The 12,066-nt window shown below is 66.8% G+C and carries 19 protein-coding genes and 1 tRNA gene; 12 read left to right on the forward strand and 8 right to left on the reverse strand.

All coding sequences use genetic code 11. The annotated features are described in order from the left end of the window. Positions 1–39: 39 nt before the first annotated feature. From OUQ99_RS27765 to OUQ99_RS27790, 6 genes are all read right to left on the reverse strand, one after another. The gene (locus OUQ99_RS27765) at positions 40–591 is read right to left on the reverse strand and encodes a hypothetical protein (RefSeq protein ID WP_267946713.1); all 552 of its coding nucleotides are present in this window, start codon (positions 589–591) and stop codon (positions 40–42) included. Positions 592–767: 176 nt separating this feature from the next. Next, a complete protein-coding gene (locus tag OUQ99_RS27770) occupies positions 768–1,052 on the reverse strand; it encodes a hypothetical protein (protein ID WP_267946714.1) in 285 nt (94 codons plus the stop codon). A 12-nt stretch (positions 1,053–1,064) separates the two neighbouring features. Then, positions 1,065–1,319 carry a hypothetical protein gene (locus OUQ99_RS27775; RefSeq protein ID WP_267946715.1) on the reverse strand — a complete coding sequence of 85 codons (255 nt, stop codon included), beginning with the start codon at positions 1,317–1,319 and terminating at the stop codon, positions 1,065–1,067. Positions 1,320–1,334: 15 nt separating this feature from the next. Continuing rightward, positions 1,335–1,586, reverse strand: a complete 252-nt coding sequence (locus OUQ99_RS27780) for a hypothetical protein (RefSeq protein WP_267946716.1) — start codon at positions 1,584–1,586, stop codon at positions 1,335–1,337. 56 nt (positions 1,587–1,642) lie between these two features. Next, positions 1,643–1,888: a hypothetical protein gene (locus OUQ99_RS27785; RefSeq protein WP_267946717.1), complete on the reverse strand. Its 246-nt coding sequence runs from the start codon at positions 1,886–1,888 to the stop codon at positions 1,643–1,645. Positions 1,889–2,470: 582 nt separating this feature from the next. Next, a tRNA-OTHER gene (locus OUQ99_RS27790) sits at positions 2,471–2,555 on the reverse strand. A 261-nt stretch (positions 2,556–2,816) separates the two neighbouring features. Here OUQ99_RS27790 and OUQ99_RS27795 point away from each other — a divergent pair. Further along, a complete protein-coding gene (locus tag OUQ99_RS27795; RefSeq protein ID WP_267946718.1) occupies positions 2,817–3,932 on the forward strand; it encodes an MrcB family domain-containing protein in 1,116 nt (371 codons plus the stop codon). A gap of 576 nt (positions 3,933–4,508) precedes the next feature. After that, positions 4,509–5,846: a pentapeptide repeat-containing protein gene (locus tag OUQ99_RS27800; RefSeq protein ID WP_267946719.1), complete on the forward strand. Its 1,338-nt coding sequence runs from the start codon at positions 4,509–4,511 to the stop codon at positions 5,844–5,846. A 54-nt stretch (positions 5,847–5,900) separates the two neighbouring features. On the opposite strand, the gene OUQ99_RS27805 is transcribed toward OUQ99_RS27800, so the two are convergent. Together OUQ99_RS27805 and OUQ99_RS27810 are read right to left on the reverse strand one after the other, a co-directional pair. Next, positions 5,901–6,596 (reverse strand): HAD family hydrolase, encoded by a 696-nt coding sequence (locus OUQ99_RS27805; protein ID WP_267946720.1) that lies wholly within the window; start codon positions 6,594–6,596, stop codon positions 5,901–5,903. After that, positions 6,593–7,435 carry a GntR family transcriptional regulator gene (locus OUQ99_RS27810; RefSeq protein ID WP_267946721.1) on the reverse strand — a complete coding sequence of 281 codons (843 nt, stop codon included), beginning with the start codon at positions 7,433–7,435 and terminating at the stop codon, positions 6,593–6,595. Before OUQ99_RS27810 ends, OUQ99_RS27805 begins: the two co-directional genes overlap by 4 nt. Positions 7,436–7,616: 181 nt before the next feature. Between OUQ99_RS27810 and OUQ99_RS27815 the strand changes: the two genes are divergently transcribed. From OUQ99_RS27815 to OUQ99_RS27860, 10 genes are all read left to right on the forward strand, one after another. Next, positions 7,617–7,904, forward strand: coding sequence for a WhiB family transcriptional regulator (locus tag OUQ99_RS27815; RefSeq protein ID WP_267946722.1), 288 nt, complete (start codon positions 7,617–7,619; stop codon positions 7,902–7,904). 2 nt (positions 7,905–7,906) lie between these two features. Beyond that, complete coding sequence (locus OUQ99_RS27820; protein WP_267946723.1) at positions 7,907–8,653, forward strand: hypothetical protein; 747 nt, start codon at positions 7,907–7,909, stop codon at positions 8,651–8,653. Between the two features lie 38 nt (positions 8,654–8,691). After that, entirely contained in the window at positions 8,692–8,841 is a 150-nt protein-coding gene (locus OUQ99_RS27825) for a hypothetical protein (protein ID WP_267946724.1), read from the forward strand. Positions 8,842–8,965: 124 nt separating this feature from the next. After that, entirely contained in the window at positions 8,966–9,430 is a 465-nt protein-coding gene (locus OUQ99_RS27830; RefSeq protein ID WP_267946725.1) for a DUF3307 domain-containing protein, read from the forward strand. Continuing rightward, complete coding sequence (locus tag OUQ99_RS27835; protein WP_267946726.1) at positions 9,430–9,627, forward strand: hypothetical protein; 198 nt, start codon at positions 9,430–9,432, stop codon at positions 9,625–9,627. The genes OUQ99_RS27830 and OUQ99_RS27835 overlap by 1 nt, the downstream gene beginning before the upstream one ends. Then, a complete protein-coding gene (locus tag OUQ99_RS27840; RefSeq protein ID WP_267946727.1) occupies positions 9,624–10,046 on the forward strand; it encodes a hypothetical protein in 423 nt (140 codons plus the stop codon). Before OUQ99_RS27835 ends, OUQ99_RS27840 begins: the two co-directional genes overlap by 4 nt. A 3-nt stretch (positions 10,047–10,049) precedes the next feature. Next, positions 10,050–10,256, forward strand: a complete 207-nt coding sequence (locus tag OUQ99_RS27845) for a hypothetical protein (protein WP_267946728.1) — start codon at positions 10,050–10,052, stop codon at positions 10,254–10,256. Beyond that, positions 10,253–11,554 (forward strand): hypothetical protein, encoded by a 1,302-nt coding sequence (locus tag OUQ99_RS27850; protein ID WP_267946729.1) that lies wholly within the window; start codon positions 10,253–10,255, stop codon positions 11,552–11,554. The genes OUQ99_RS27845 and OUQ99_RS27850 overlap by 4 nt, the downstream gene beginning before the upstream one ends. After that, a complete protein-coding gene (locus OUQ99_RS27855; RefSeq protein WP_267946730.1) occupies positions 11,551–11,841 on the forward strand; it encodes a hypothetical protein in 291 nt (96 codons plus the stop codon). The genes OUQ99_RS27850 and OUQ99_RS27855 overlap by 4 nt, the downstream gene beginning before the upstream one ends. Further along, positions 11,841–12,029, forward strand: coding sequence for a hypothetical protein (locus OUQ99_RS27860; protein WP_267946731.1), 189 nt, complete (start codon positions 11,841–11,843; stop codon positions 12,027–12,029). The genes OUQ99_RS27855 and OUQ99_RS27860 overlap by 1 nt, the downstream gene beginning before the upstream one ends. Positions 12,030–12,066 lie beyond the last annotated feature (37 nt).

Here is a 12,066-nt window from a genome sequence, read left to right on the forward strand (position 1 = left end):
GAGAGGCGAACCCCACCCGGCCGCGCCGGACCGCCCGCCTCACTCCGGGGTCGGCACGGAGAGGCGCCCGCCGTCCGCGTCCTCCAGCGCCTGGCGCACCTCCGGCGTCATGTCCTCGTCGTACCCGGTGATCGTGTAGGTCGAGAAGTACGGTGTGCCGTTCACGTCGACCGGGTCGCCGAGTTCGACCTCGACCTCGTAGGGCTCGTCCTGGCAGCCCCGGTCCATGCACCAGGTCCCGTACAGGTCGCCCGTGCCCGACGCGGTCTCGTCCGTCCACTCGGGCCACTCCAGGCCGGAGAAGGACGTGAACTCGGTGGCGACGTACTCGACGGGGCGCTGGTCGTCGAACCCGTTCTCGTCGCCGTACATGTTCAGGACGTGGGCGCCGTCGCCCCGGTCCCCCTGGCCGGAGCCGCCGCCCTCCTCGGAGCCGTCGCCCTCCCCGGGGTCGGGGCTCGCCCGGTCCTCGGGGCTCTCCGTGGCCTGCGGGGCGCCGGTGCCCTCGGGCAGCCTCGGGGTGGTCTCCTGCTGTCCGCAGGCGGTGGCCGCCAGCAGCAGGGCGGCCCCCGTCAGGATCATGCGCTTCATCTCGCCTCTCGCCTCCTCCGTCGGGGCCCGGGACGGCCCCCGGCCGGCCCGCGCGGGGACGCGCCCGGGACCGCCGAACCGATGGGTTGCGTCGAGGCCCCCCGGCGGCTGCCGGGGGGCCTCGACCTACTGCTCTGTTCCGTCACTGTGGGGCCGGAGCCCCGTGACGCCGGGACCTAGTGGTACCCGTGACCGCCGTCGTGCTCGGCGCGGTCCTGGCTGATGTTGGTGGTCGACGGACCGTTGATGCAGTCGCCCGTGGTCTGCGGCGACAGGATCGGCACGTTGACACCGGCCAGGCCCACAGCCAGCTCCATGTTGCAGAGCTGAACGGGGACCAGTTGCAGGTTCTGGTTGAACTGCTGGTCACCGCCGTGCGAGGCGGACGCGGGCGAGGCGAGGAGCATCGCTCCCAGCGCTGCACCGGCGATGGCGGTGGCAGCCGCGAACTTGCGCAGCATGCTGACCCCCCGCTAGTCGATGTTGGTGCTGATCGGGCCGTTGACGCAGTCGCCCGTGGTCTGCGGCGACAGGATCGGCACGTTGACGCCCGCCAGGAGGCCGACGGCCAGCTCGGTGTTGCAGAGCTGGACGGGAACCAGCTGCAGGTTCTGGTTGTACTGCTGGTCGCCGCCGTGCGAGCCGGAGGCGGAGGCCGGGGAGGCCGCGAGCATGGCGCCCAGGGCGATTCCGGCGATGGCGGTGGCAGTCGTGATCTTGCGCAGCATGTCTGGAATCCCCTGCTAGTCGATGTTGGTGCTGATCGGGCCGTTGACGCAGTCGCCGGTGGTCTGCGGCGACAGGACCGGGATGTTCACGGCGACCAGGCCGATGGCGGCGCTGGTGTTGCAGAGCTGGACCGGAATGGCCTGCAGGTTCTGGTTGTACTGCTGGTCGCCACCGTGGGAGCCGGAGGCGAGGGCCGGGGACCCGGTGAGAACGACGCCGAGAGCGGCGCCAGCGACGAGACCGGCAACGCCGAGCTTACGCAGCATTGAATTGCCCTTCGAGAAAGTGTGAGACATCGTCACGGTCGAACGAATTGCCGGAATTAGCTGATGTTGGTGCCGATGGGGCCGTTCACGCAGTCGCCGGTGGTCTGCGGCGACAGGATCGGCACGGTCACGGCGACCAGACCGACGCTGCCGGTCAGGTTGCAGGACTGGATCGGGACCAGCTGGAGGTTCTGGTTGAACTGCTGGTCGCCGCCGTGCGAGGCGTGAGCGGGAGCCCCCATGAGGAGAGCGCCCATCGCGGCACCGGCGACCAGGCCGGCAACGGCCATCTTCTTGATCATGTTTCCCCCGGGAAATCATTACGAGGCATTGACAGAAAAAGACTCAGGCGCTTGCTGCACCTGTGTCGCGGTGGACTGGTGCAATCATCATCCGGCCCCCGTTTTTTGTCAACGCCGAAACCCCGGAATCGCTTTGTCCATATTGCCGTCAGGGTTCTTTTTGCGTCATGCACAAATGGATTGATTGCCCTTCTTTTCGCGCGACACGCACAAAGGCCCGGTACTCGGTCGAGGGGTGGCCGTACCGGCGAACCGGGCACATCCACCGCTAACGCCACAGGAGCACCTTCGCCCCGTGCGCGGAACCGCCCGTGGAGACGGAGAAACCGCAGCTCAGGGCAGGGTCGGCCGCGTGGTCGGGGAGCGGCTCCGGTCGGACCGGAAGCAGGGCTCGCCGTTACTCCGCCGTGTCCTGAACGCGACACATTCGCGATCAGCCGAATCCCGGGAGGCGGCGGATCCGCGACGGCGGGAGCCGGGCCGGATCGGGGTGGGCCGGGGCGAGGAGGGCGCCGGGCCGACGGGGCCCGGACACACGACGGGGCCCCGGCACCTGATGGTGCCGGGGCCCCGATCCCAGGGTGGCAGGTGAAGGATTCGAACCTTCGAAGGCTAAGCCGACGGATTTACAGAGGTCTCCCACTTCGAGCCCCTTAGGCAACCTGACCTGGACATACGTCCGCTTCAGGGCGTGTCCCGTGACAGCCGTCCCGCCAGGGTCCCGAAACAGGCCCTCAGGCGACCTCTCGGCACGACGATCGGGAGCACGATGGATCACCCTGGAGCGACTCGGTTCGCCCACCAGAAGCCATCTCAGAGAGACGTTTTGTGATCTACGCCACTGACTCCTTCTCTGTCGACTCCCGCCGACGGAACGGGCCGACACCCGACCCTCCTGTTGTCGGTGCGCTTCCCTAGGCTCGATCTCGTGGACGAGACCATGATCGAGATCCTTGACCTTCAGAAGCAGTGGAGCGCCAAGAACACCGAGGCGATGAAGAGCCGCGGGGTTCTGGTGCGCAAGACATTCGCGCATCAGCTCCGTCAGCACATCCCGGCCTTGGCGACCGCACTGGGTGTGCCTGAGCCCGAGGTGGATGTGGAGGGGCGTGACGGAACAGGGCTGAAGACGGAGGTCCCTTGGACTCGGGTCTACCTCCCAGAACGTTCTCCCCACGCGACGGAGGGTTGGTACCTGGTCTACCTCTTCGGTGCCAAGGGGGACCGGGTCTACCTCTCCCTGATCCAGGGCACCAGTCGCTGGACAGGTGCGCACTTCGAGGCACGCAGTCCCAAGGAACTCGTGAAGCGCGTGGCATGGGCCCGCCCACTCCTGAAGGAGCTGCTCACCGAACGCGACGACCTCGTTGAAGCCATCGACCTCCAATCGGAGAATTCGAAGGTGGCCCCTCGATACGCGGCGGGCAGCGTGATCGCGATCGAGTACGACTGGTCCGACATGCCGGCTGAGGCCACTCTGGTCGAAGACCTGCTGTACATGGCCCGCCTGCTCCGCGCGATCCACCACGGTGAGGACACGGCCTCTCACGTCCCGGGGGACGCTCCCCCCGAGGTGTTGGACGCCACCGACGCGGCTGCCAAGACCGCCGGTCGTCGGACGAAGGCCGCCAAGGGCCAAGGGTTCCGACTGAGCGCTCATGATCGACGAGCGCTGGAGTTGCACAGCGTCGGCATGGCCACCGCCTACTTCGAAACCAGCGGTTGGACGGTCAAGGACGTCGGGGCCAAGGAGTCCTACGACCTGCTGCTGACGCGAGGGGACGAACGCCTGCACGTGGAGGTGAAGGGAACCACCTCGGAAGGCACCCAGGTGATCCTCACGCGCGCCGAGGTCGAGAAGCAGCGCGAACTCGCCCCAGCGAACGCACTCGTGGTCGTCCACTCGATCCACCTGGATCGGAGCGTGTCACCGCCAACTGCGAGCGGGGGCGTCCTGCACTGCACTTCCCCCTGGAAGATCGAGGAGGAGGACCTGACGGTCGTCTCGTACGTCTACCGTTCAGGCGTTCCTCAGGTCCCCTGACGCAGTCTCCTCGCTCGTCCGCAGTTCGCCACCGCCTGGGGTGCCGGCCCCGGCCGTAGTGGTGGTGGTGCGAGACGCTATCGCCCTGAGACCAAGACCTGGGTGAGCCGCAGCGATGTCCGCCCTCGGGGAGGCACCGGCCCCCGCCGCAGAACCTACAGAACTCACAGAACCAACGTTTGCGCACGTCAAGCTGTTGGATCATTGAACCGCAGAACTCCGCAATACTCCCGCAGAACCGCAGAAGCTCCTCTCACCAAGGGGGTACTGCGGTTCTGTGTAGGTTCTTCGAGGTTCTGCGGTTCTAACCCCATGACCCTCTGAACAGGGAAAACAGGGGGTTCTGTAGGTTGTGTAGGTTCTGCGGCGGGCTGAGACCAGCAAATTGCGGTCAGCTACACCACTCAACGAACCACACTCACAGCGTGTGACGGCGAGGTTCCCCGCAACTGGATAAGACCGTGATTCCTCACCATGAGCTGTCCTCGCTACGGTCTTCTCATGACATCTACTCCCCCGCCTGTTCGCCTCCCGTGGCGGGAAAGATTTCAGGCACGCAGAACCCGGATCGCCTCGTTGATCGATGGCCACAGCCACGCTCTTGGCTGGGTCGGGATCATTGCCGGCGGACTCTGCGCCGCGGTCGCGGCATGGCCACTGGTCACAACGGCCTGGAACGTCTTGGGCCTCGCCGACTGGCAGACCTGGCGCTTGGTGCTCTTCAGCGTAGGTGCCGTGGCGCTGGCCGCTGGCGTCGTGGGCACGAACTGGAAACGCACATCGCCAATCCGCCTCATCTGGCTGATTCTGGCCGCCTGGCTGATGGCTGCGGTCGCGATCGCAGCGCTGACTGGGCTGGCCTGGCTGCTGTTAGACGGCCCCGCATGGAAGCCTCCTGAAGATCTAACCGCCCGCCATTTGGAGGCAATCACTACCCGAGCCTTCGCAATGGTCGCGGGTCTAGGTGGTGTGGCACTACTAGTGATCGCCTACCGGCGCCAACGCACAACCGAGGCCGGAGAACAGCGCGAGGTCACCAAACTGTTCAACGAGCGATTCACTGCCGCCTACACCGAACTGGGCAGCGAGCATGCGGCCGTGCGTCTGGGGGCTGTACACGCCTTGGCCCACCTAGCTGATGACGCCCCCTCCGAAGAGGAAGTGCAGATGGTCATCGATGTGCTGTGCGCCTACCTGCGCATGCCCTACACCCCCAAACCAGAACCACTTCCAAAGAACGCTTCACGCGTTAAGCGGGAGGAGCACCACAGGCGCGAACTGGAGTTCACCTCCTACCGAGAAGTACGCCACACCATCATTCGAATCATTGGCAACCACCTACGCGAGCCCACTCGTTGGCGCGGAAAGAATTTCGACTTCACCGGCGCTGTATTTGACGGAGGAGACCTATCTGGAGCCGCCTTCCCCGATGGCATCACCAGCTTTGCTGGCGCAGAGTTCGTCGAAGGAGAGGTGAACTTTTCTGGCGTCAAGTTCTCCGGAGGACTTGTTGATTTCTACGGCGCCAAATTTTCTGGAAGCTCAGTAAGATTTGGCGGAGCTGAATTCTCCGACAGTTCCGTAAGCTTCGCCAGGGCTGAATTCACCGGAGGAAAGGTCCTACTCATAGGCGTCAAATTCATAGGCGGACATATCACCTTCACCGACAGCAGGTTCACTGGCAGCGAAGTGAAATTCACCAATTCCATATTCACCGGCAGCCAGATGGGATTCTATCAATCAGTCTTCTCTGGCGGCTTAGTTGACTTCGACAAAATCGAAATCTCCGACGGAATGATTAATTTTCTATTTGCCGTTGGAGCTCGACCCGCAGGCCTTCTGGATGCCAGTCGAAATTCAGGCCCCCTATTGCTTCTACCAAAAAGATGGTCTCAGGAAACCTTAAGTTCATAAAGATAGAACTCCCCCTGTAATCGAGGGAGTTCTACGGCGTTATAACAGTGCTTCCTAAGACAGTGACACCGTTCCGTGCATCGCTGAAGCGAGCTCCGCCATGTCGTCGGTGACGACGTCGCTCCCCAAGCGCTGGAAACACTCCGCCTTGCCCGGCCTGTTGGCGTAGCCAACCACCGGTATGCCCACGGCCTTCGCCACCTCGATGTCGGTCTCCGAGTCGCCCACCATGAGGCACGCCGCTGGCCTTACAGACAACTCCTTGATCCCCAATTCGAGCAGATGGGGATGGGGCTTCATCAGCTCCGGCGACACCCGACTGCGGCCAAAGACACCGTCGACCAGCTTGGTGAGGCCGTGTTCTTCCAGGAAGGCCGTCACGGCCTCCGGTGAGTTGTTGCTGACCACCGCCAGAGGGCGCCCGGTCTCCTTGCATGCCTTCATGAACTCGACCGCACCAGGGGTCGGAGACGCCTCTGCCACCGAGAGGACTTCCGCGTCGCGGAGCATCCGTTCGGATTCGGCTTGTCGCTCCGGGGCGACCTCGAAGAGGTAACGGAGCACCTTCATCGGATCCGTCTCCGCGCCGGCCTCCACGGAGATCGGGACTCCGGCTTCCGCAGAACGAGCCATCATGTCCTTGGCTACCTGGGGAGCTGGGTAGCCAGCGAAGGCACTGCACACGGGACCGTCGAAGTCGAGCAGGACCGCACGGCAGCCGCGTACGACGTTCTGTTCCTCCGGGGTCATTCCCCACGCTCCCTGGAGACGTTCTCCCAGATGCTGTCGAACCACACCTGGGACTGGGCGACGTACTGCGAACCGGTCGACTCGGGGTCTTCGTCCGCGGCGTGGTGGAACAGTGTCGCGTCCCTGCCCATGAGGTCGAAGATCTCCACCTTCTCCTTCGAGATCGAGACGGTGTTCTCCTTGACCGGGTAGTAGCCGAAGAACGCCTCCTGGCCGTTGATCAGGTAGAGCTTGAACATCGGAGCGACCGAGTACACCCGGGTTCGCACGACAGCGCTCTGGACGAGGCCGAGGTTCTCCAGTTCGTGCACCGCGTCCTCGATGCCCTGGGTGTGCCGGAGCATGATCCGGTGCATCCGCTTGCGCACCTCCGGGTCGTCGGACAGCGTGTCCGCCCGCACGGGAAGCCCCAAGGGCTCGGAGAGATCCGGCACCAGGAGCCGAACCCGGATGGTCTCCGGAGACAGCCGCCCCTCACGAATCTTGTCCAACGGCTCCTGAAGCGCTCCGTTGAGCGTCTCCCCGCCGAACCCGGCGAAGTCGATGGTCACGGCCTTACTGGCGAATGCCCGCTCGATGTGGGGCCGCAGCCCCACCGGCCGAGAGGTCCGTTCACGCACGAAGACGCCGCGGCCCTGCTGGGAGACCACCAGGCCCTCATCACGTAGGAGACGGATGGCCTGCTGCACGGTCATCCGTGCGACGCCGTACGTCTTGGCGAGTTCCGCCCCGGAGGGCAGCTGATCACCCGGTTCCAGCTTCCGGGTGAGGATCGCGGCCCGGAGGGTGGCTGCTACCTGCTGGAACGGGGGGCGAGGGTCTTCCGGATCGATGCTCATTCTGCAAGCTTACGGGACCTTGCCTAGGCAACCTAGAAAGAAATTTCGCCAACCCTCTTGACTGACCTAGCTTGGCTAGCCAAGCTAGGTGCATAGCCAACCTGGCCAAGTTCTTCTGCTTCATAGCCGCCAGCAGGAAGCCAAAGCCAGGGGCCATCTCATCGAGTCGAGGAGGTTCCTGATGGACCCGAAACACCAGAGCACGGCGCTTCTCCGCGCCGGTCTGGCCGACCACCAGCTCCCGTGCGCCGATCAGCCGGAGTTGTTCTTCGAGCCCGACACCAGCGACCGGTTCGGCGAGAAGCCCGCCGCCAAGGAGATGCGCGAGCGCTCCGCCCGCACCCTGTGCCTCTCCTGCCCCGCCCGGGACCTGTGCCTGGAACTGGCCCTGCGCGAGAAGCCCGCCGCCGGCATCTGGGCCGGGTTCTCCTCCGACGAGATCACCGACTACCTGCGAGAGGCCGCCTGACCATGACCAACCTGACGCTTCGCACCCCCGTCACAGGACCTGTCGCCGTCGCCCTGACCGCCCCCGGTATCCAGCTCACCGTGGAGGCCGTCGCGGGCATCACCGAGGCCACCCTGCACCTGAGCGGCCCGGCCGAGACCATCCAGCAGGCCACCGCCACCCGCATCGAGACCGCGTGGGTCATCACCGTCCCCGCCCCGGCTCCGACCGTGATCAGCGCAGGCGGAGTCACCCGCATCAGCGGAAACGTCGTCGGCAGCGTCTTCATGAGCGGCGGCCAGACCGTCATCAACGGCGTGACCTTCAACAACGGCACCGTCACCGGCGCAACGGAACCGGTCACCGGCCTGCTGCGGGTTCCCGTGGAGTCCCTGCTCGGAACCCGCATCGACAACGGCTCCGTGGACACCCGCGGCGCACTCGCCGGGGTCCACCACCACGGCCGCAACTCCAGCCTGTCCGTGGCCGTGGTCGGCGACCTGGTCTCCGACGGCACCAACGGATCGGTCTCCATAGGCCGCGCTCACGGCGAGATCGACGTGCACACCACCAACGGCACCGTGACCGTCGGACAGGCCGGACCGCTCACCAAGGTCCGCTCCACCAACGGCAACGTCCTGGTCCACGCCGGGTGCCCCGGCCGCATCAGCGCCCGCACCACCAACGGCGACGTCGCGATCCACAAGTCCGGTTACCGGGTCGATGCGACCACGAGCACCACCAACGGTCGAGACCGCGTCTACGCCTGACCACGCAGTTCGCCACACCCACACAAGAAGGAGCCGTCATGGCCAAGCAGGAGAAGAAGGACGTCAAGTCGGTCGAGATGCGCGATGGCGTCACCGTCATCACCCACGAGGACGGCACGGTCGAGGAGATCACCGGCCCGGTCGACCTCCAGCTCGGCAACGTCACCGGCGGCATCAGCTTCGGCTAGCCCGCCCTCTCGTGGTCCCTGCTTCGTAGCCGCCACCAGGGACCACACCACGCCGCATGACGCGGCCCCGGCATGTACCGCCAAGCACCCGCCGGGGCCGCCACTCCAGCAAAGGAGCAGAACAATGATCGCAGATCCGACCGTGTTCGCCGCAGTGTTCGCGGCGTTCTTCGCCGCCCACCAGGTGGGCGACCACTGGATGCAGACCTCCTGCCAGGCCGCCGCCAAGGGCGGCGCCGGATGGGCCGCACGAGGTGCGTGCTTCCGTCACGTGGCCTCGCTCATCATCACCAAGCTGGTGTTCGCCGCCCCCGTGGTGCTGCTGCTCGGGCTGAGCGTGCACCCGCTGACCGCCACCGCCGGCCTGGCCGTCATCGCCCTCTCCCACTACTGGGCCGACCGCCGCACCACGCTGGCGCGGCTGGCCGACCGGCTCGGGCTGGGCGGCTTCTACCGACTGGGCAGCCCCCGCCCCGGACACGACGACAACCCGACCCTCGGTACCGGCGCCTACGCCCTCGACCAGTCCTGGCACATCGCCTTCCTGTTCGTGGGCGCCCTGATCACCGCGATCGGAGGGGCCTCCTGATGACCGCTCTCGCTGCCCTCGCGCTGACCGTCCTGGTTCTGCTGGCCGTCTCCGGCGCCGTCACCCAGCTGGCCAAGGCCCGCAAGGCCCTGCGCTCCCGCCGCCGCAAGGCGGCCCGCCGGATGCGCATCGCTCTGGGACCGCAGACCGTCGCCCGCACCCGCCGCAAGACCGCCCGGAAGGGGAACCGCCGATGAGCCTCCAGCCCGCCCTGATCGAGGCCCTGCGCACCTGGGCGTCCGGGTACTGCGCCGACCAGGCCGCCGTCGACCTCCTCATCACCCACGAGGCATGGCTCCACCGGGCCGACTTCCACCGCCTCATGGAACCCACGTTCAACGTCAACGGGACGCCGATCACCATCATCGACTGGGGAAGGGTCAGCACCGCCGTGAACGCAGGCGACCTGCCCGCATCCTCCTCCGCCCTGTCGGTGCTGCGCATCGCGCTGTCCCTGGCGGTCGGAGAACCGGTCGACCTCGGAGACGCCCTGACCGGCTTGGACGCTACCAACACCGCAGCCGTCGCCACCGCCGTGGTCACCGCGGCTCAGGCAGACCGGGTCACGGTCACACTCGCTGCCCGCCAGCTCCCGAGCTGGCTCCGGGAGGGCTGACCGGTGACCACCGCCCACATGATCCAGGCCGTAGGCGTTCTCGCGCTGCTCGTGGTGCTGCTGCTGGCCCTGGTCGTGGTCGTGCTCCGGCTGGCGGCCCTGCCGCTGGCCGGAGCGGCCCTGGCCCTGGACCACACCGCCGCCTTCATGGCCCGACCGCTGCCTCCCATGCCCGTTCGCGGTCACCACCAGGACGGAGGTTCCCGGTGACTTCCCAGCAGGACACCAAGTCCAACCCCAGGCAGGACACCACCGACACCGAGACAATCCGCCGCGAGCTGGCCGATGAGCGCGCCACCGCGGAGGCCCGTACCGCCGACCGTCTGGCCCGGCTCCGCTCACGCCAGGACGCGATCCGCAAGGAACGCCGCATACGCCAGGGAGCGCTCCGGGAGAAGGCCGCTGACCGGCTGCGCAAGGCCAAAGCTGCCGCAGACGTGCGCGGCACCGCCGAGTCCCGCGCCCTGCGGGTCTCCCGCACCCGAGCTCTGTCGCTGCTCGTACTGCTCCCCGTGTTGGCGGCGTTCGGGATCTGGTCGACCGCCGGCGTCCACGCCGGGGTCACCGCCATGACCGGCACCCCCGAGAACACCCCGATGTGGTGGGCGCTGTGGCTGTTGGAACCCGCGCTGATCACCGCAGTGGGGTGGATCATCCTGTGCCGTAGCTGGCTGTCCACCTCCGGCGGCGCTCTCGGTGAGCAGGCCGACAAGATCATGGCCGGAGCGCTGGGCGTGTCGATCGTGCTCAACGCGATCGGGCACTGGCCGGACGCCCTGTCCTGGCAGGGAGTGGGCGGGTTGGTCGCCCACTCCCTGGGGCCGATCGGCGCCGCCACCACCGCCCACCTGATCGGGTTGATCGAGACCGCCGTCACCAAGGCCAAGCCCACCGAGGGCGCTCCGCTCCTGGACGACCTCGACATTGCCGGGGAGCACCCTTCCGAGGGTGAGAAGGGCGCTGCCGAAGACACCCCGCAGACGACGGTAGAGAGCACCCCGGCGGTGCCGGAGATGGGCCGCTCCCGGCTTCCCGAGCGCGCTCTCGAAGTACCCGCCGGAGCGGTTCAGCTGCCCGTGGTGCGGTGTTCCTCCCCCTCCCCTGGGAAGAAGGCACCCGCCGCGATCGAGGCCGCTCCCGAGCGCCCCGCTGAGAGCGGCCGCCGTTCGGTGCCTGAACAGGGCAAACAGCGGGTTTCAGAAGCACCCGCCAAGACCCGCTCCGACAAGGGCCGCAAGCTCCCCAGGGCCGCGACTCCGTCCGCCGCTGAGCAGCCCGTCCGGGCGCTCTCGGACGCCGACCTGCTCGACCGACTCGCCGCGATGATCACCGCCGGAGAGCTGCCCGAGGGCGCGTCTGTGCGCCGCGTGCAGACCGCTCTTGGATGCGGCTTCGAGCGCGCCAAGCGGGTGCTGTCGATGCGCGAGGAGAGCACCGAGACCGTCACCGAACCGACCCGCCTGACTGCCGTCCACACCCCCGCTGAGGAGAAGGAGAACGCCGCATGAGCCCGAACGAGAACCCCTTGGAACTGACCGCCCTGGTCGCCCGCGTCATCCACGGCATCAAGCACATGCCCGCCAGTCACCTGGTTCTCCGAGCCGCCGTCCTGGCGGTCTTCACCGCCACGACCGTCCGGGTCTCCACCGGCCCCGACCTGTTCGGCTCCCTGGTCGGGACCCTGCTCACCGCGGGCACCGCCGCCGTCATCGCGCTGGAGCTGTACACCGCCGCGCTGATGTGCGAGCAGGAGATTGACGACGACCAGGGCGACGAGTTCGGAACGGCCACCTGATGGGGCTCTTCGGCAAGACCCACAAGGCCGACACCGACTCCGCGTGGGTCACGGCCTACGCCCTCGCGGACGGAACCCACGCCTACCAGGCCCGATGCAGCTGCGGCTGGTTCAGCGACGTGTTCGTCGAGGAACTCCAGTTCGTTCGTGACCTGCGTCAGGACCACGCCGACACCGGCCGCCCGTAGCCACCGCTTCGGGGCGGCGGCCCACTCCGCCAAGAAC

It is taken from the genome of Streptomonospora nanhaiensis (genome assembly GCF_026642255.1).
GTDB classification, from domain to species: domain Bacteria; phylum Actinomycetota; class Actinomycetes; order Streptosporangiales; family Streptosporangiaceae; genus Nocardiopsis; species Nocardiopsis tropica.